This window comes from Odoribacter laneus YIT 12061, from assembly GCF_000243215.1.
GTDB classification, from domain to species: Bacteria; Bacteroidota; Bacteroidia; order Bacteroidales; family Marinifilaceae; genus Culturomica; species Culturomica lanea.
Map to the genome: position 1 here is coordinate 433,489 of NZ_JH594597.1, position 21,160 is coordinate 454,648.

At 39.2% G+C, this 21,160-nt stretch carries 13 protein-coding genes and 1 tRNA gene; 5 read left to right on the top strand and 9 right to left on the bottom strand.

The window, feature by feature from the left end; all coding sequences use genetic code 11:
* From HMPREF9449_RS14165 to HMPREF9449_RS14195, 7 genes are all read right to left on the bottom strand, one after another.
* The gene (locus tag HMPREF9449_RS14165) at positions 1-1,878 is read right to left on the bottom strand and encodes a glycoside hydrolase family 13 protein (RefSeq protein WP_009137957.1); all 1,878 of its coding nucleotides are present in this window, start codon (positions 1,876-1,878) and stop codon (positions 1-3) included.
* Positions 1,879-1,942: 64 nt separating this feature from the next.
* A complete protein-coding gene (locus HMPREF9449_RS14170) occupies positions 1,943-4,249 on the bottom strand; it encodes a family 65 glycosyl hydrolase domain-containing protein (RefSeq protein ID WP_009137958.1) in 2,307 nt (768 codons plus the stop codon).
* A 47-nt stretch (positions 4,250-4,296) separates the two neighbouring features.
* Positions 4,297-4,962: a beta-phosphoglucomutase gene (gene pgmB / locus HMPREF9449_RS14175; protein ID WP_009137959.1), complete on the bottom strand. Its 666-nt coding sequence runs from the start codon at positions 4,960-4,962 to the stop codon at positions 4,297-4,299.
* Positions 4,963-4,974: 12 nt separating this feature from the next.
* Entirely contained in the window at positions 4,975-6,315 is a 1,341-nt protein-coding gene (locus HMPREF9449_RS14180) for an SLC45 family MFS transporter (RefSeq protein WP_147640224.1), read from the bottom strand.
* A 405-nt stretch (positions 6,316-6,720) separates the two neighbouring features.
* Positions 6,721-7,107 (bottom strand): substrate-binding domain-containing protein, encoded by a 387-nt coding sequence (locus HMPREF9449_RS15995; protein WP_261795519.1) that lies wholly within the window; start codon positions 7,105-7,107, stop codon positions 6,721-6,723.
* Between the two features lie 104 nt (positions 7,108-7,211).
* Positions 7,212-8,582 carry an alpha-amylase family glycosyl hydrolase gene (locus tag HMPREF9449_RS14190; RefSeq protein WP_009137962.1) on the bottom strand — a complete coding sequence of 457 codons (1,371 nt, stop codon included), beginning with the start codon at positions 8,580-8,582 and terminating at the stop codon, positions 7,212-7,214.
* A gap of 63 nt (positions 8,583-8,645) precedes the next feature.
* The gene (locus HMPREF9449_RS14195) at positions 8,646-11,000 is read right to left on the bottom strand and encodes an alpha-amylase family glycosyl hydrolase (protein WP_187118608.1); all 2,355 of its coding nucleotides are present in this window, start codon (positions 10,998-11,000) and stop codon (positions 8,646-8,648) included.
* Between the two features lie 391 nt (positions 11,001-11,391).
* On the opposite strand from HMPREF9449_RS14195, the gene HMPREF9449_RS14200 reads away from it, so the two are divergent.
* The 5 genes from HMPREF9449_RS14200 (at position 11,392) to HMPREF9449_RS14220 (ending at position 18,097) form a co-directional block, all read left to right on the top strand.
* Entirely contained in the window at positions 11,392-14,364 is a 2,973-nt protein-coding gene (locus tag HMPREF9449_RS14200) for a SusC/RagA family TonB-linked outer membrane protein (RefSeq protein WP_009137964.1), read from the top strand.
* 25 nt (positions 14,365-14,389) lie between these two features.
* Entirely contained in the window at positions 14,390-15,985 is a 1,596-nt protein-coding gene (locus HMPREF9449_RS14205) for a RagB/SusD family nutrient uptake outer membrane protein (RefSeq protein WP_009137965.1), read from the top strand.
* 30 nt (positions 15,986-16,015) lie between these two features.
* Positions 16,016-17,026 (top strand): SusE domain-containing protein, encoded by a 1,011-nt coding sequence (locus HMPREF9449_RS14210; RefSeq protein WP_009137966.1) that lies wholly within the window; start codon positions 16,016-16,018, stop codon positions 17,024-17,026.
* A 199-nt stretch (positions 17,027-17,225) separates the two neighbouring features.
* Entirely contained in the window at positions 17,226-17,945 is a 720-nt protein-coding gene (locus HMPREF9449_RS14215; protein ID WP_009137967.1) for a YebC/PmpR family DNA-binding transcriptional regulator, read from the top strand.
* Between the two features lie 79 nt (positions 17,946-18,024).
* A tRNA-Lys gene (locus tag HMPREF9449_RS14220) sits at positions 18,025-18,097 on the top strand.
* Positions 18,098-18,650: 553 nt separating this feature from the next.
* Here HMPREF9449_RS14220 and HMPREF9449_RS14225 read toward each other — a convergent pair.
* Together HMPREF9449_RS14225 and HMPREF9449_RS16730 are read right to left on the bottom strand one after the other, a co-directional pair.
* Positions 18,651-19,997: a BACON domain-containing protein gene (locus HMPREF9449_RS14225; protein ID WP_009137968.1), complete on the bottom strand. Its 1,347-nt coding sequence runs from the start codon at positions 19,995-19,997 to the stop codon at positions 18,651-18,653.
* Positions 19,998-20,023: 26 nt separating this feature from the next.
* Positions 20,024-21,160 (bottom strand): DUF4302 domain-containing protein (locus HMPREF9449_RS16730; protein WP_009137969.1); only part of this gene is annotated, 1,137 nt, incomplete at its 5' end.

Genomic DNA, 21,160 nt, shown 5'->3' on the forward strand with positions numbered 1-21,160 from the left:
TCATTCCAACTCTATCACCATAGCCGTTTTAGCGGGGATCGTAAAAGCGGTATGTAAATCTTTTATTTCCCGCCCACTTAAAATATCTCTTCCCCGACTGACATCCGACAACATTTCTGAAAATCTTTGCAAATCTATCGTTTTGGGCTCTTTCTCCGAATTATTGAGTACCACCATTATTTTCTTTTCATCATCATAACGGAAATAGACGTAATAATCATTCTCCGGTACGAAATGCCTCAATGCTCCTCTATGAATAACCGGATTATTCTTCCGCCACTGTAATAAATTTTTCACAAAATCAAATACTTCATTCTGTTCTGCAGTGCGTCCTTCCGCAGTAAAAGCATTAATCGTATCGCCGGGCCAACCACCGGGAAAATCCCGTCGGATATCTCCATCTCCCTTTTGCTTAACTCCTCGCATCATCATCTCTGTGCCGTAATAAATCTGAGGGATACCCCTGGTTGTCGCTAGTAAAGTAAAGACTAATTTAAATTTATCAATATCTCCGTCCAGCACTTCCCATATCCGTTCCGTATCGTGATTATCGGCAAAAATCAATAAATTATAAGGATCCGGATACAAATAATCTTGTGCAAAATTGAAATAAGGCCGCATAATTCCTTTGTCCCAACCTTGTTCCTCTTTGGTAAAAACCTGTAAGGCATCCTGCAAAGGGAAATCCATAACGGCTGGTAATTCAGAATTAAATCCGTCTGGATTCAAAGCATCTTTTTGCCAATAAGCAACTTCCACAGGCTGATGTACCCACGTCTCCCCGACAATATTAAAATTCGGATATTCAGTCATTATTCTCTCATTGAATTCAGCCATTGCTTCCTTATGATTATAAGGATAAGTATCTATACGTAAGCCACCCAAATCTGCATATTCAATCCACCAAACCGCATTCTGAATCAAATAATCTAATAATAACGGATTATTTTGATTCAAGTCAGGCATGGAAGTATCAAACCATCCTTGAGTATTTAATTTTTTATCGGAATCCGCAGCATAAGGATCCTGTACAGTACCGATCCGAAAATTAGAACGGGTAAACGTATCAAATTGATGAATCCAGTCGTCCGCAGGCAAATCCTTCATCCACCAATGTGCAGTGCCACTATGATTCGTTACGACATCCATAATGAGTTTTATTCCTCTTTTCTTCGCTTCCGCAGCCAGCCGTCTGTAATCTTCATTCGTGCCGTAACGCGGATCTATTTTATAATAATCGGAAATAGCATAAGTATGATAAGAAGTAAGCGGCATATTATCTTCCATCAGCGGTGTACTCCACAAAGCCGTAATCCCTAAATCTTCCAGATAATCCAAATGATCAATAATTCCCTGAATATCCCCTCCATGCCTTCCGTTTAAATCGTTTCGGTTCACTTTTTCTATAGTTTCCGGATGATTATCATTTGCCGGATTCCCATTTGCAAACCGATCGGGCATCAATAAATAAACCACATCGGCACTCGAAAATCCCTCTCTCTCCTCAGATCCTTCCCGTCTGTTCTGTAAAAGATAAGGATAACTAAAAACTTCCTTGTCCCCTTTCCAGAATTCTATTTTCATCTTCCCTGCCAAAGCCGTTTTGTCGATATAGAGATAAATAAACAAATAATTGGGATTGGTGGTCGTTACAACCCGCTCTATTTTTACTCCCGGATAATGGATCTCAGGGCGGTACGTGGCGATTTGTGGACCATAAATCATAATCTGAAGTTCCGGATTCTTCATCCCCACCCACCAACTCAGAGGTTCTATCCGCTCAACCGGAATTTTCGGATGCTTCTTTTTCAGCTGAAATGTCTTAGCGGGAGCACTCAGTGTTATCATTAACAATAAAACGATTCCTAGTATTTTCATATAAAATTAAATTAAAATTACAGTTCCGGATTTATCCTTATACCCCTGCAATCTCTTTTATTCACTAAATTTCTATTTTAGAATTTTCTACTATCTTATATTTTTTCCCGTATACGGCCAACTCCATAACTCCCCCTTCTTCATTAAAAATAATCACCTTACCATGCTGCACCCTTACATTTAAAATATTTTTCCGGTACATGACCTTAAAGGAATAAGATTTCCAACTTTCCGGTATAGCCGGCTGAAAGCTCAATATTCCTTCTTTTATTCTCATTCCCCCGAAACCTTCCACAATAGACATCCAAGTACCTGCCATAGAAGTAATATGCAGGCCTTCATGAGCTTCCTTGTTATAATCATCCAAGTCCAGGCGGGCTGTACGCAAATATAGATTATAAGCTTTGGTCATATCGCCTATTCTGGCCGCTAAGATCGAATGTACACATGGCGAAAGTGAAGATTCATGCACGGTACGGGATTCATAAAAATCAAAATTACGTTTGATGCAAGCATCGTCGTACTCCTTTTCAAAGAAATAAATACCTTGCAGGACATCTGCCTGCTTGATAAAACAACTTCTCAATATACGATCCCACGACCAATGTTGATTAAGAGGACGGATTTCCGGATTTAAGTCTGCAGCCAATATTTGTTCTTTATCCATATATCCATCCTGCTGTAAAAAGATTCCCAATTCTTTCTCTTCAGGAAAATACATCTGATCGATTATTTCCTGCCATTTTCTAGTCTCCGCTTTGTAATCCAACTTCAGCTTCTCCACTAATTCCAGGAAACGATCGGTACTACGTGATTTCACCTTTTCCAGACATTCTATAGCATATTTCATACACCAGGTCGCAATCTTATTGGTGTACCAGTTATTATTGACATTATTTTCATACTCATTCGGTCCGGTAACCCCCAGAATAACATATTTTTTCCTTGCTTCTGAAAATGTAGCCCTCTGTGCCCAAAAACGAGCAATAGCGGTGAGTACTTCCAAACCGTATTCTTCCAAATAAAAGTCATCTCCGGTATAATTTATATAACGATAAATGGCATAGGCAATCGCCCCATTCCGATGTATTTCTTCGAAGGTAATTTCCCATTCGTTATGACATTCTTCCCCATTCATGGTTACCATCGGATAAAGAGCCGCCCCATCTGTAAATCCTAATTTTTGTCCGTTTTCAATAGCTTTATCCAATTGTTTATACCGGTAAATCAACAAATTCCGCGTGACCTTCGCATCTGCAGTCGAAAGATAAAAAGGAACACAATAGGCTTCCGTATCCCAATAAGTGCTTCCACCGTATTTTTCACCTGTAAAACCTTTTGGTCCAATATTCAACCGGGCATCATCCCCCGTATAGGTCTGCTTTAATTGGAAAATATTAAAACGAATTCCCTGCTGTGCTTCGACATCTCCTTCGATAACAATGTCAGAATGTTCCCATATCTCTTTCCAAACCAACCGATGCTCTTCCAATAAAGTATCAAAACCTTTGGAGCAGGCATCGTTTACCAAAATCTTCGCATTAGGCAATAAATCGGAAACATTATGATTCATCGAACTCAATACGGCTATATATTTATAAAAACAAACCTGTTTTCCCTTCTCCACAAATACAGACACTTTATTCGCAACATAATTTTGGTCTATAATTGTTTCATCCTCCAAAACCGGATATTCGTTTCCTCCCAAAGTAATTGCATATTTAATTCCGACCCCCACCTGAAAATTAGTTTTTTTAGTTTGCGAACGCAGATAAGCTTCGCCATTCAAAGCATCTGTCTCCAGAACATCCCAAAACTTTTCATTATAATTAGCATCTTCATTTATTATATCCCCATCAATAGAGGAAGTAAACAAAATATCCCCACTGAAATTTAAAGGCGTAAGGGCATATCGTATTGCCGCTATTTCTTTATTTGCCATACTGATAAAACGTCTGGCATTGACTTTAACTTCATTTCCATTGGGCATAATAGCAATAAAAGAACGTTCCAGATATCCCTCTTTCATATTCAGTATACGGGTAAAATCCCTCACTTTACAAACCCCTAAATCCAACTGTTCATTATTAATTTCCACATAGATACCATTCCAATAAGGAGCATTCAATACTTTTGCAAAATACTCCGGATAACCGTTTTTCCACCATCCGACACGGGTTTTATCTGTATAATATACCCCACCGATATAAGTGCCTTGTAAGGTGTTTCCGGAATACTTTTCTTCAAAATTGGCTCTCTGTCCCATTCTTCCGTTTCCCAGACTAAAAATACTTTCGGAAGAGCGATGATTTTTCGGATCAAATCCTTCTTCAATGATACACCAATCGTCTACTTTCAGATATTTATTCATAGCTTTTATAATTACAATGTTAAAAGCGAATATTCCGCTCCCAAGATTTAAAAATTTATTATTTCTCCGTTTATTTTTAATTTTCCGTTTTCGATCTTCACTTGCCTAAAATCTGCCATGACCACATCCGCCTGCTTCAATATTTCTCTTTTGCCTACTCCCACACATTTCATTCCCGCCCGATGTGCCGCTTCCACTCCCGCTACAGCATCTTCGAAAACAAGGCACTCTTCCGCCGGTAAATGCAATAACTCTGCTCCCTTTTGAAATACTTCGGGATCCGGCTTGGCTTGAGTCACATTCGTACCGTCCGCTATAGCATCGAACATATCCTCAATACCGACTTGTTTCAAAATAGTCTTTGCATTTTTACTGGCCGATCCCAAAGCTATTTGGATTCCGTTCTGATGCAAAGCCTCCAGAAAATCCCGTACTCCCGGTAACACCTCCTCCGAAGTCATTTTTGTAATATAACTCAGGTATATTTTATTTTTCTTATCCGCCAACTTCAGCTTCTCTTCCTCACATACATTTATTCCTCCTATATTCAATAATATTTCCAGAGAAGCCATCCGGCTTACCCCCTTCAATAATTCATTATCCTTCTCTGTAAATTCAAACCCCAGCTCTGAAGCGATTTCCTTCCATGCTAAATAATGATATTTTGCAGTATCGACAATTACTCCGTCTAAATCAAAAATGCAACCTTTCATGACTTCTTGTATTTAATTCTCCGTTTTTGCCACTTCACATCCTTCCGTAGGATGGGAATAAGTTTCTTTAATAATAAATACACAAGCAGCTCCTATTATCAATAATACCCCTGCCAATACGAGCATTCCGATCTGTTTTCCGCCCACAGCATGTAAGAGAGATCCTCCGACTAAGGCCGCGACGATCTGAGGAACACATATCGTCCCATTGAATAAGCCCAGATAAGCTCCCATATTTTTACCCGATACAGAATTCGTCAGAATGGTAAAGGGCATGGCTAACATGGCTGCCCAGGCAAACCCCACCAAAGCAAAAGAAATGAAAAGCAGATATTGATTGTGCACAAAAAAAGTCGAAATAAAACCGATACCTCCCAATAATAAACTAAGCGAATAAGCCCCTTTCCGGGAACGGAATAAAGGCAACACTAGGGCCCAACATACCGAACCGATCGCCTGAACAGCAAATAAGACTCCTACCCAATTTCCGGCTTCTTGGTAACCGGCCGAAGCCGTATCTCCTGTTCCCCAGACATTCTGGGCAATAGCTCCATTGGTATAAGTCCACATATACATAAAAGCCGCCCAGCAAAAAAACTGTACCAGCCCCACTGTCCAAAATACTTTAGGAGCATGAACCAATAAAGAAATAAAATCGCTCTTTTCTTTTTTCTCTTCAGCCGTAATCCCATGAAATTTTTCAAATTCCTTGGGAGGCATCTCCTTTACTTTGACAGAAGTATAAATCACACACAAAATCAAAATAATCGCTCCCACATAAAAAGAATAAATTACCGTATCCGGAACCATTCCGGGAGCTGCAATATTTTGTATTCCCAATAAAGCAAAAATAAAAGGGAAAAGATAACCGACCAAACTCCCTGCATTACATAAAAAACTCTGAATAGAATAGGCCAAGCCTTTTTGCTCTTCGTTTACCATATCCCCTACCAACATTTTGAAAGGCTGCATCGCCATATTGATAGAAGTATCCAATAACATCAAAGCAATTAGCCCGAACATCATGGCACTCATATAATGTGTAAAACTCCCCGCATTCGGTAATAAAAACATGACGACCACCGCCAATAAAGAACCGACAAATAAATAAGGAATACGACGTCCAAAACGAGTCCATGTATGATCACTGAGCGAACCGACAATCGGCTGTACAATAATTCCTGCTAAAGGGGGTAAAATCCAAAAATAACTTAAAGTATGAGGATCCGCTCCTAATGTAGCAAATATACGACTCACATTAGCACTCTGCAGGGCATAAGCAATCTGTACGCCAAAAAAACCGAAACTAATATTCCATAAGGCCCAAAAACCCAGTCGTGGCTTACAATTCAAATTTGTATTTTCTATCATAAATTTATTCATTACATTTCTAACCGAACAGTTCCAAACTCATAAAATGATACAAATCGATTTTTATTTATACGGAGATTTTTCGTATCAGTTGAAAAGTAATCTAGAATTCTAAGCCAACTTAAATACATAACAATCTCTTCGTTTTGTAAACGTTTAAAAAAGATAGATATCCTTTATTTAAAGCGGAAACAAACGTTTAATAAGCATTTCAATCGGTTGCGGAAGTTCATTAAAAAAGTTTGAACAGCTGTCATTTAGACTTATTCTAAATAACATCCCGTGTTCATTGGGTGTAGAAAGTAAGGTTTATCGACGGGTAGATCCTCTTATAATTAAATTTGTTTTAATCACTTCTGTCACTGTGGAAATTTGTTTGTCTTCTGACTAGATTCTTCTCCATAACAGATCTGTAGCAATTTCTCCTACCTTATCTCCATGTTGCTCTACAGTGATCAGTGTAGGATCTGTCAAAGTAGAAACCAAATCATTGGTAAAGCTTGATATGGCTACATCTCCCGGAATCTTAAATCTCCTGTGTTTAATGGCATACATAACGCCTGCCGCTGTCAGGTCATTCCGGGCAAATATGCGGTCCGAACAATTTACCCTCCGCATCAATTGTTCGCCTCCAATCATAGCATCCGCTTGGTTATCACATTGTATAATCAATTCCTCATCCCTGGGAAGCCGGGCATCTTTCAGAGCCCGTATACCTCCCATTTGCCTTTTTTGAGCAATTTGCATCGTCTGAGGAGCAGATAAGTAAGCAATTCACTGGCATCCTACAGAAATCAGATGTCGAACAGCGGCATATGCCCTGTTAAAATCATCTACAAAATGCCATCATTTCGCTAAAGATTTATTGTTTTTTCTTTCTATTTCTTCAGAAATATCTTATATTCACAAGGTTGCATTTTCAGATGAGTGGAGAAAGTTACATCCTTGCCTGTGAAAGCATCCACATAAGAATTTAAAGGCATTTCATCAAATTTAAAAGAAACATTTTTCCGGCTCAAATTGAGTAAAACGAATAATTCATTATCTCCCTTGGTACGGGTGAAAGCAAAAACCTGTTCGGGAGCAGTGGTTGTTAAAATACGCATTTCCCCTCCATCTATACCTGCCCACAAAGCCGGATTCTGATGTTTCAATTGGTCCAACTGCATATAAAAAGCTGTCAATTTTTTATCATCACTCCATTTGATCTCGTCTTTTTCAAAAAATTCCAACCGATGATTCAATCCCACCTCTTGTCCGCTATATACCAAAGGCATTCCGGGTACTGTGTATGTTAATACCGCAAATGCTTTCTGCATCTCTCCAAAACGTTCGTTAATCGTTCCATTCCAACTATTTTCATCGTGGTTGGTCAAGAAATTCATAAGAATTGTACGGGGCGCATACATACTATCCGCCTTGTGGAAATAAGCCGGTAAAGCTGCTGCAGTATTCTTACCGGCAGCAATATCATTCATCGTATGCAACAAATCCCAGGCATAACAAGCATCAAAAGCAGTAGCCGTTAACTCCGGTTCCCAAGCTTCAGCCAACATAAATACCGGTTTCAAACTATCCAAAGCCATCCTCGCTTCTTTCCAGAAATCTGTAGGAACCATGGCCGCCACATCACACCGATAACCATCGATATTCGCTTCTTTTACCCAAAATTTCATACTTTCAATCATATATTGACGTAAACCCGGTTGTTCATAATCCAAATCCGCTACGTCTGTCCAATCTGCAACCGGAGCAATAATCGAATCGTTAATTCTGGTATACCATTCTTCATGCTCCACAATCAACCAGTTATCCCAACCTGTATGATTAGCGACCCAATCCAGGATCACTTTAAATCCCATATCATGAGCTCTTTTAACCAATGTTTTAAAATCGGCCATTGTACCAAACTCCGGATTTACTTTCTGATAATCCTGTATAGCATAATAACTACCCAAGCTTCCTTTCCTGTTTTTTTCGGAAATCGGCTGGATCGGCATAAACCAAAGGATATCGACTCCTAATTCTTTTAAACGGGGCAAATGTTCGGCAAATGCATTGAAAGTTCCCGCTTGCGTATACTGACGAATATTTACTTCGTAAATCACGGCATCCTTTGCCCAAGGCACCACTTGCGGAGTTTTAAATACAGCTGACGGTGTAACTACTTCTTTATTCCGCTTTTTCTTGTCTTTACAAGCCGTTAAAGCAATCGCTAAGACAAAAAGTACAAATACAAATTTTCTCATATGCTCTCATTTAATATTATAAATCAAAAAATTAAAACAAGTTGTCCCTATTCGGACAATTCTCTAATTATAGATAATTTCAATGCCATTGGCCGGTACGTCCACAATCAACTTCGAATTATCGTAACTGAAACGTCCTTCAAACAAAGACTTGAATTGCCCTTTTCGGTCCCGCTGGGGAAGATCGAGTTTCAATGTCACCTCTTCCGGCTCCTTATTAAAAACGACCACGACATCCTGCCCGAAATAAGACCGCAAATAAGCATAGACCTTATTCTCTACCCTTAACGGAATAAAATCGCCGTACATCAATGCCATACTGCTTTTTCTGAATTTCATCAAAGCAGCCGTTTTTTCTTTTACCATTTTTTCACCCTCACTCAAATCCTGAAAACGCATCATACGACGATTATCCGGATCATTACCTCCCGTCATTCCGATTTCATCCCCATAATAAAGGACGGGTATACCGGGTATGGTAGCATTAAAAGCAATCAATTGTATCAACTTATCGTAAGCCGTTTCATCCGAAGGTTTACGCTCTCCAACTTTCCGTTTCCAACCGGCAATTTTACTATCTTCTTCAAAACTGATATCCCCTGCCGCATAAGAAATAAAACGCGCCCGATCCTGGTTCCCCGAAATATACGACATCATATTATGTACTCCGTAATAATGAAAACTCTCCTCCAAAGAATTATTCAAACGCTGAAATCCCACATCCGGACGGGCAAAAGTCGCAACAGCATCATCATATACATTAAAATCAAATTGTCCGTCCATTTGTCCCGAACCGACGTAAGAAGCAATCAACTCACGGCTCCCATACGTTTCCCCCACCTGATAAAGGGTGATGTTTTTGGGAAACATCACGTCCTTTTTCAATTTATAGGTCAACGTCCGCCAAAATATCTCCGGAATATGTTTCGTCGCATCGTGACGGAATCCATCTAAATTGTACTCCTTTATCCAAAATAAGGCAGAATCTGTCATCGGCTCGTACACCTCGGGATTCTCTAGATTCAAGGTAGGTAAAAATGTATCAAACCATGTCGTCAGACGGTGATCGTCCCAACGTTCCGTATTCAGGGAGCCATCTGGCAAATACAATTCTGTAGCCCATTCCTGATGTTGTTTATACAGGGGATGTTCCTCATGCACATGATTCGCCACATAATCGAGAATTACATTTATATTCCGTTTATGAGCTTCTTCTATCAAGTCTTTCAATTCCTGCGAAGTTCCGTAGCGGTAATCCACTTTAGAAGAAGATACCGGCCAGTAGCCGTGATAACCAGAAAATTTAGTCTTCGGATCTTTCCAGAAGCCATATGCTCCTTCAGGATTTTGAGTAATCGGAGACAACCAAATTGTGTTTATCCCTAGAGAATCGAAATATCCTTCTTTCAACTTTTGTGTAACTCCAGCAATATCCCCCCCCATATAATTGGCAAGAGGTAATACTTCTCCGGTATCCAAAGGATGATTATTTTCCGCTTCAGCATCCTTAAAGCGATCTATCATCAGGAAATAAAGCGTAGAAGCTCTTTTATCAAACCGATTCAATAAAGAAGCTTTTTCTATTACTTTTCCTTTTTCAAGAGGAACAAAAATATCATTGGAAACACCGTATTCATTTATTGCCCAGACTCTCAACTCAGAACGTTTCAATTCACGGGCATCTTCAGGAATGACAATGCCCAATGTATTGCCGGACGAAATTAAATATTTTTCACCGAGTCGCTGATTTTGAATATATACAAACCATTCCTCCACCGCATTTTGGTAAAATAGAAAGACCGTATCCTTACTCACTCTATCGGTAAAAATCTCCGGAACCTTTCCAGCTTTCTCTCCTACTCTTAACAAGGAATTACTCCCTCCCATATTGTTGTCGATTCGCTCCTTATTCCCCGGATCCAATTGTTTACTTCCGTCCAAAACTACTAAATAGGAATATTGTCCAGGAGCCAGATATAAAGTGGTTTGCCACACTCCATCCTTCAGCTCTAGATTTGTATTCTCCGGGTTCCAAGCATTCATATCCCCGACTAACTGTACTTTACGATACTGTTTTCCCTGAGGATCAAATGTGAACACAACAGGCTTTTTGACACTCCGGAGAACCGGGATATCATAAGTATAACCTTCGTACTGAAAACGAATATTTTCCATCGCTTTCATATCTTTTTCCGGAATAAGTAAAATTTCCTTTTTCCCTTTTTCTTTAATCAGCTTCAAATTCGAAGGGGGAATAATCTTCCGAATCTTTTCCGGATAAAGAAAATAATCTGTTAAATATACCCGAGTGGTATCATTCCCCAATTGTATCGGACTTGCTAAATCATATACTGCAGAATGCTCAGGGATACGGACAACGTTCTTTTTACAGGTCCAGAAAGATAAAAATAAGAGCATTATAATAATAATTTTATACATCATTTCTTCTTTCTATTAGAGCTTAACAATCGAAAATTATAAAATTAATAAATCTTTTATAAGTCACAAAACACTAAAGGCCTTTCAGAAAATACAAAACCCGATCTTGAACCCTTTCATTTCTTTCCATAAATCCTTTTTAAGTCAATATTTAACGGCTCACTCAATAAGAAAGTTTCAAAGAAAAAAGAGCGGTATAAGGAAAAATAATTTTAAGAAAACTTATTTTAAAATATTGCTTCTCTTTGCGACGTAATCAAATATTAATATTTTTTATGTAAATAATACCAACGACTTTCAACAAAGTTTACGTATACAGCCTAAAATATCTTTCAATCTCGGACAACTATATCATATAAACCAGATAATTATGAAACGAAAAAAACTGACGCAAACTTTGTTTCCTATTTTGTCATTTATTCTTTTATTGAACCTGAACAGTTTTGGGCAAGAAATAAATCTTACAGGAAAAGTAACAGATGCTGCTGACGGACAATCTTTACCGGGAGTAAGTGTTATCATAAAAGGTACGTACACAGGAACTGCAACAGATGTCGACGGTAATTACAATTTAAAGGTAAAACCGGGAGATGTGCTGGAATTTTCATTCATCGGTTACAAGCCTCAGACTGTAACAATTACTAACCAACGCGTACTCGATATTGCTTTACAAGAAGACCTACAGGAACTCCAAGAAGTAGTCGTTATCGGTTATGGACAAGTCCGAAAAAATGATGCCACTGGTTCTGTTATAGCTATAAATGCCAATGACTTTAACCCGGGAGTGATGTCGTCTCCTCAAGATCTTTTAATAGGGAAGACACCGGGAGTACAGATTACAACCGGAGGCGGAGCGCCAGGAGACGGGGCTACCATCCGTATCCGGGGCGGTTCTTCTATGCGAGCCAGCAACGACCCTCTTATTGTTGTAGATGGAGTGCCTCTGGATAATTCAGGAATCAATGGTATGCGGAATCCATTGAACTCAATAAACCCAGCGGATATCGAATCATTTACCGTATTAAAGGATGCTTCTTCCACTGCTATTTATGGAGCAAGAGCTTCTAACGGAGTTATTATAATTACAACGAAACAGGGTAAAAAAGGACAACCTTTCCGGGTAAACTATTCCGGACAAGTCGGTATCAGTTGGAAAGAAGGGAAAATTGATGTCATGAATGCGGATGAATTCAGAGAAACCGTAAGAAAACAGTTTGCTGGAAATCCCAATATCATCAATAATCTGGGTACAGATAACACAGACTGGCAAAAAGAAATTTACCGGGTAGCTGCTAGTAATGATCATAATCTGGATTTCTCCGGATCAAAATTTGATACTCCTTTTCGTTTATCTGTAGGTTACACAAACCAACGGGGGATTTTAAAAACCACAAATTTAAAACGTGTCACCGGAGCCTTGAATGTAAATCCCTCTTTTTTTGACGATTTCCTGAAAATTAATATACATGCGAAAGGGATGTATATTAAAAATAATTTTGGAAATACCGAGTCTATCGGAGAAGCTCTGCTTTTCGATCCTACCCGTCCGGTGATGGATGGAAATGAAAGATTCGGTGGATATTTTACCTGGACACAGGCGACAACCGGTAACCCCAATATTATTGCTACCAAAAATCCGGTAGCCCATTTAAAACAACATAGCGATAAATCCAAAGTGAAACGTTTCATCGGAAACATCCAGTTTGATTACCGCCTCCATTTTTTTCAGGATATGCGTGCTAACTTAAATTTAGCCTATGACTATTCTAAAAGTGACGGGAAAGTTATCGAACCGGAAGACGCCTCCTGGACCTACGATGAGATACACGGGAGCGGATACCATAAAGAATACAACGAAAAAAAACACAATGAATTACTGGAATTCTATTTAAATTACAATAAAAATATAGAAGAGATTTATAGTACGATCGACGTTGTTGCCGGTTATTCCTGGCAACATTTCAAAAAAAGCAGTCGTTCTTATGCAACGAATACAGCCGGCAACTATGTAAAAGAAAATAATGAAGATGCATCGGAAAATTATCTCTTGTCTTTTTTCGGTCGTCTGAATTATACCTTTATGGATAGATATTTGCTGACGTTCACATTAAGAGGGGACGGGTCTTCCCGTTTTGCCAAAAGCCAGCGTTGGGGAACATTTCCTTCTTTAGCTCTTGCCTGGCGTATTGATCAGGAAGATTTCATGAATCGCTTTGAAAATCTTTCTACCCTTAAATTGCGGCTGGGATATGGAATTACGGGCCAACAGGATATTATCGGCAACGACTACCCTTATCTCCCCAATTATACAATTAGTAACGATAAAGCTCAATATCAGTTCGGAAACGAATTTGTATATACGCTGCGTCCCAATGGCTACGATGCCAATATTAAATGGGAAGAAACCACTACCTGGAATGTCGCTTTGGATTTTGGGTTTTATAACAATCGGATAAATGGGTCCATCGATTATTACTACCGCAAAACAAAGGATTTACTCAACGAAATTCCGGTAGCAGCCGGTTCTAACCTGACCAATAAACTGGTCACCAATGTCGGAGATTTATCCAATCAGGGATTTGAATTTAATTTGAACGCTATACCTATTACCAATGATTCGTGGCATTGGGAGGTAAACGTCAATATGTCTTACAATAAAAACAAAATTATCAAACTGATCCGGAACAAAGACCCGAATTATGTCGGGGTTTTAACCGGAGGAATTTCCGGAGGTACAGGTAGTACGATACAAATTCACAGTGAAGGTCATTCTTCTAATGCTTTCTATGTATATCATCAAGTATATGATGAAAATGGGAAACCTTTGGAAGGAGTATACGTCGACTTGAACGGAGACGGAATCATCAACCAACTCGATCTTTACCGATATAAAAGCCCGGCACCCAAATGGCTGGCAGGCTTCTCCTCTTACCTGAAATATAAAAACTGGGATCTCAATATAGCCGGTAGATTTAGTTTCGGTAATTACGTATACAACAACGTTCAATCCAACGGAGCTTTATACAGCCGGATGTATGATAATACAGGCTTTTATTCCAATATTCCGACTGCTGTAAGTAAAACGAATTTCAGGGAGGCCCAGTATTTTTCAGACTATTATGTACAAAATGCTTCTTTTATGAAATTGGACAACATCACTCTCGGGTATAATTTTCAAAAACTATGGAAAAACCGCATTGATCTAAGAGTATTTGCTATTATGCAAAATGTGTTTACTATTACCCGATACAAAGGACTCGATCCCGAAATATTCAACGGCATCGACAATAATGTATATCCTCGTCCCCGAACCTTTTTGGTTGGAGTCAATCTGGGTTTTTAAATCGTAATTTACAAATCTGTATGCTATGAAAAAATATATCCAATATCCGAAATTCCGATTTTACGCCCTCTGGCTTTTATTAGCCTTAGGCGCAAATTCCTGTATAGGTGATCTGAATACGACCCCTATCGATAAAGATATTATCAGTTCTAAAAATGTATACGACAATCCGGAAGCTTATCGCCAAGTTCTGGCAAAAATCTATTCTGTCTTTGCTTTAAGCGGACAAATCGGCCCGGATGGTAATCCGGATTTGTCTACCAACGACGAAGGTACATCCAACTACCTTCGCCAGCTCTGGAATCTTCAGGAGCTCACCACCGATGAAGCCATTTGTGCCTGGAATAATAGCGGTCTACCGGATCTGCACAACCAAAGCTGGTCCGCTGCAAATGATTATATAACCATTACCTACGAACGCATTTTTTATCTGATTTCCATAGCAAATGAATATTTAAGAGAGACAACTGACAGCGAATTGGATAAACGGGGAGTTTCCGGACAGCTCCGCACCGACATCGGATATTATAGAGCTGAAGCTCGTTTCCTGCGTGACTTGGCTTATTACCAAGCTCTCGACCTCTTCGGCAATGTACCTTTTGTAGAGGAAAATAGCGGCATAGGAACTTTTAACCCGGAACAAATCCAACGTACAGCTCTTTTCTCTTGGCTTGAAAAAGATCTGATAGAGGTTATCCCTTCTCTGAAAGAACCCCGTACGAATGAATATGCACGGGCTGATCAAGCCGCAGCCTGGACTGTTCTAGCCAAAATGTATTTAAATGCAGAAGTATATATCGGTACGCCCAAATATACAGAAGCTATTACATATTGTAATAAGATTACTCCGTATTATCATTTAGACGATAATTATCAACACCTTTTTATGGCAGACAACCATACTGCCGAAGGTATTATTTTTCCGATTGCCTTCGATGGAATTCATACCCAAACGTACGGAGGGACAACTTTTTTAATTTTTGCAGCATTGGGAGGAGACAGCATTGTGACTCAAAATTACGGAGCAAGCGGAAGCTGGGCAGGAAACCGCACAACTGCCGAGTTTATGGCGAAATTCGATCCGGGAGATCAAAGAGCTTTATTCTTTACCAAAGGACAGACCAGTACAGAAGTGAATCTGCAATCAGACTTTAAACAAGGAGTTATCGTAACTAAATTCACCAATATGAAATCGACAGGCGGGCCCGGTTCCAACTTAAATTTTGTCGATACAGATTATCCTATGTTCCGCTTGGCAGATATTTATCTCATTTATGCAGAAGCTATACTGAGAGGAGGACAAGGCGGTAGTTTAGCTACAGCTCTCGGTTATATTCAGGATATCCGGCAAAGAGCTTACGGAAATACCACAGGTAATATCTCCGCCGGTGATCTGACCTTAGACTTTATTCTGGAAGAAAGAGCCCGTGAATTATACTGGGAAGGACACAGACGAACCGATTTAATACGTTACGGCAGATTCAGTGAAACAACTTATACCTGGCCGTGGAAAGGTGGATTAAAAGAAGGCCGTAGTGTAAATGCTTATTACGATCTTTTCCCACTGCCTTCCTCCGATTTAGGAGCCAATCCTAACCTAAAACAAAATACAGGATATTAGAAGAAAATTCAAATAGAAACAACAGGGAATATGAAACGAATATACTATATCGGAATTATACTTGTTCTATTCGCATTACACGCCTGCGAAACAGATAATAAAAAATATTATGCAGGAGATTATATTTCTCCCTCAATCGTTCTGCCGGCAACAGGAAGCCATATCGTTTTAACCGAAACTTCTGCCAACGATACTGTCCTATTTAAATGGCAAAGGGCTGATTTTGGTTTCCCGGCAGCCATAACATATGCCGTGCAAATAGCAAAACCGGACACTTATTTCGAATCCGCTGTAAAAATAGGAGAAACCAAAGGTACTTCTGCAGCCGTTAATTATGCCAATTTAAATAACAGTGTATTGATTGCTGGTCTGGTACCGGAAACACCCACAGAAATTGAAGTCAGAGTCAACGCTTCCATCAATAATAATATCCGAACCCTTTACTCGGAATCCATACGACTTGTGATTACGGCTTATAATGTAGAAGTTGTCTATCCTATCCTTTTTGTTCCCGGTAGTTATCAAGGTTGGAATCCTGCCGATTCCTCGACGATTGTAAGTTCTCCCAAAGCGGACGGAGTTTACGAAGGTTATTTTTATTTTCCTGCTAATACGGAATTCAAATTTACCGGTCAACCGGATTGGAACCCGCTCAATTGGGGGGAAGGAGGAGGAGGGAAACTTCAAGCAGGAGCCGGTAATATCAAAGTCACGGCAGCCGGTTTTTACAAAGTTATGGCGAACACAAACAACCTGACTTATTCTATTATTCCTGTGAGCTGGAGCATTACAGGCAGCGCAACTTCCAACAACTCTATAGTCCTTTCTTATAATGAAAAGAACCATACTTTGGAAACAACAACTCATTTGAATTCGGGAGAATTTGTATTTAAGGAAACAGGAGCTGGAAATCGGGTCTTGGGACTTTACTTCGGTCGTCAGCTGACAGACAATGGCAGTGAAATCATTGTAGAAGAAGCAGGTAATTATACAATTTCTTTAAATCTACAAAAATATCCCTATACATTCACCCTAAAATAATTTTTCAGATTTAAGCATTCTTTCTTTCCGGTTCATTCAGAGAATTAATTTATATTCTTCAGAATGAACCGGAAATTTTTAATAGAGTCCTCTTTTAAAAGACGAAACATTCAAAAATCTTTTTTCCATACCTTTCATTTTTTACTTATAAATATATAACTTTGCGCCTCAATATTTTAACGACATAAACAAATCATATATGGGAAGAGCGTTTGAATACCGTAAAGCACGGAAATTAAAAAGATGGGGCAATATGGCCCGTACCTTTACCAGAATAGGCAAGGAAATCGATATAGCAGTCAAAGCAGGTGGACCAGACCCGGCCAATAATACCCGTTTACGTATTCTGATCCAGAATGCAAAAGCAGAAAACATGCCGAAGGAAAACGTAGAACGTGCCATCAAACGAGCTGTTTCCAAAGATACTTCCGATTATAAAGAAATTGTATACGAAGGTTACGCTCCTTATGGAATTGCAATTGTTATAGAAGCGGCTACCGACAATAATACCCGTACCGTTGCAAATGTCCGTCATGCCTTTACAAAATTCGGTGGTTCCTTAGGCACAACAGGCTCTTTAGACTTCTTATTTGAAAGAAAATGTGTATTCAAAATCAATAAACCCGAAAATTTCGATATCGAAGAATTTGAACTGGAAATGATTGATTATGGTGCCGATGAAATTTTTGAAGATGAAGAGGGCATTATCAATATTTACGGTTCCTTCGAAGCTTACGGAAACATTCAGAAATATCTGGAAGAGCAACAATACGATATTGTCAGCGGTGAATTTACCAGAATTCCTGTGGATACGAAAGAATTAACTTCGGAACAACGGGCAGAAGTAGATAAAATCCTGGACAAACTGGATGAAGATGACGATGTAACCAATGTTTATCACAACATTAAAGAAGATTGAGCTTCGATTTTTTGCAGATTAAAAAATATAATTGCATATTTGCACCCGCAAAAGAAGTAAGTTGATTCTTTTAAAAGATGACTTCGTAGCTCAGCTGGTAGAGCAATTGACTCTTAATCAATGGGCCGTGGGTTCGAGTCCCACCGAGGTCACCCCAGTAAAACCGCCCTTTCCTTAAAGAAAGGGCGATTTCATTTTTACCTACGCAACTATTTCTCGTCTTTTTACACATTAGGGACGTGCCCTAATGTGTAAAAAGACTCCACTTAATCTAGAAAAACGTTAGAAACCGTTTCCCGTTCTTTTTCTTCAAATCCGACAGAAATATCGCCTTCTCCCCCATTATTAATTTTTATATCGGATAATAGTTATCGAACTAAAAAACAATTTGCAAAATAAATTTCTGATTTTTATTCCTCTGAATCACAACCTATAAAAATACACCTAAAAATTTGATTATCCCTACAAACAAAAAATTAAGAAGAAGAAAAGCAGGAGAAAGAGCAAGTAATCTATTTATATAATAAATATTATTATAAAGAATTGATAAGGATAAAATAGGGGAAAATAAATAAGCTGATTTTGAAAAGAAAATGCATATAGAAGTAGGAAAGACTAAAAGCAAAATATATCCTCTTAAGCAAAAGAAAACAAAAAAATTGCCCCAGAAAGTAATCTCTCTGGGGCGAATAAAAACTACCTAATTTATTCTTCGCTTATCGCATTAACAGCAAAAGCAACAGGTGAATTTGTTTTAATATTCATTCCACTGGTAGAAGAAGAAATTTTCGTCATCTTCATATCTGTTGTTACAGGGTCAACATTGTAAGAATACCAACTATCTGGTTTTTTGAAATGGTATCCGACTCCCACAAGCGGGCCTGATTGTACAGACTGTGTAATCCAGGTAACAGTATTACCCGTCCGCTGGCTGATAATACAGGTAAAAGTTCCGGTAATTATACTGTACTGTGAAGTAGCTCCTGTAAAGCCAACTTGATAACCGTCTTTATCCGTACCTATATTTTCCTGATTATCTACCTTAATCGTACCGTTTGCTGCTGTGAAGTCCATAGTGATCGGGAAGTCTGTTGCCAAACTGGAACCGCCCCAACCGTATACCAAGTAGGAACTCCCTTTTACTTTTTCAACAACTGTCAGTTCAAGAATCACTGCACTGCCGTCTTTTTTAGATTTTGCATCCAGTCTCCAAGTACCCAGATAGTCCGTATAAATGTAAAGTCGTTGTACGACATTGATTTCAACGTTATACCCATCCAAACTCAGAGTCACTACAGCATTACGGGGATTAGTAGTTGGATTTGCTTCAGTCGTTAAGGTCACATAATTACTACCTTTTGCAACCGTTAGCCAGGATGCATTGGATTTAACAGTAAAGTTGCCAGAGGTTTCTACGGCTATTTTCAAAGTTTCTCCGTCATTGGAAAGTATAGCGTCTGTAGTCTCAGGAATCAAGACAATACCGTCTTGGGTTACAGTGATGGGAACACTGAATGTTCCGGCACTAAGAGTTACGGTAGTATGCCGGATAGGCTGAGCTTTGTTGGAAGTAGTTTTAAGAATTAAAGTATCCCCCTTCACTTGGGTAGTCAGCCACTCAGCATCAGTAGTAGCAGTAAAAGGCATTTCACTGGCTACAGATATAAAAGTCTCACTGGCTTCAATTGGCATCATCACTTCTGTAATTTCCGGATCCGGGGCTCTGTTTCCGGTCTGGGTTACGGGTACGGTTCTTTCTAAACCATCCTGTTTAATGATTACCTGGCCAGTACGTCCGCTTATTGTAGTATTCGGAGAAGCCGTTACAGTGATAGTCTTACCGGAAACAGAAACGGTAAACCAGTCCTTATCGGCTGTAGCAGTAACTCCAGCTACTTTCAGTTCAATTGTTCCTGTTCCTCCTGCAGCGGTAAATATTACTCCGGAATTATCGATACCCAGTTGAGGAACTGTCGTATCATTTTCTTCATCGGAGCACCCTGCCATAAAGAGGCAGAGTGTCATTATTAATAAACTAAATATTTTTTTCATATGTAATCTTTTTAATCCTATTACTTTTATCTTTCCATAGAGATATAGGCAAAACGGCTATCTCCGCCGCCTTTGTATTCTCCGCCATTAGCCCACAGTATGAAACCCAAGACTTTATATTGCCATGTACCCCGGTCTTCCCAAGTCAACACCATTGGACTTTCTTTCCTATTCCAAGAAGTCACCATCCCATAATTAGAGCTGGTATTGAGATTACCGGGAGAAGTCACTTGCCATGAAGCAGCATCCACGCTCGCTCCATTCCAAGTTCCCACTCTTTGTCCATAAAATATCAAACGACCTAAAACAGCATCATAATTCATCAGGATATCAAATGTTAAGCCCTTCAAGCGAACAGATTTATTCTTCACTTCTTCCACAACCTGTACTTTAACCGATCTCTTTGTGCTTCCAGCAGTATATTCACAAGTCCATTCCCCTAAATAATCCTCATAATAAAGTTCGAAATTAGGATCTACATAACCTTCAAATACAACATTTACGCCCGCATCCGTACAAACAAAAGATTTCTTTTCACTATTCCATTCAAAGTTTTCCATGGTTACGCTTTCTTTCATATCCATCGCGATATACTCAAAAGGTTCATACAATTTAAAACCGGTAGGAGTATAAATAAAAGCTAAACTTTCACTCTCTACAATAGTATCTCCCTTTTCGTCGCGGTCTTCATAGGAAATTCGCATTGTCCTATCCACAATATTTGCAATACATAGGGTATCATCGTTTACAAACAGATAAAAACCACCAAAAAGCGAAGACTCTACCATTTTATCTAAAATACTTTTATAATAGGTCTTCGGATCGGTAGGTTCCTCGAGACGGGTCATCACCAGTTTATTATCATACTTCTTCCCTTTTAAAATAATCTTATCAGGTTTAACGTCCATGAAAACAAATTCATAATCCCCGGCCATACCGTCTACATCACTGGAGCCTTTCGGTTCTGTGAAATAATGTAAAATCTCATTATAGGTATTGAATGTCAATACCGGTCCCATATCGGAGATAATATCATACTGGGAAGTCAGCGTGTCCCCGGCTTCATAGTTACGGGTAGCAACTTCAGAAGAAAGGGTAACATTCCCTTCAGCCGTAAATTTGGCCATCATATTATAACCACCGATAGAATGGTTTTTCTCGGG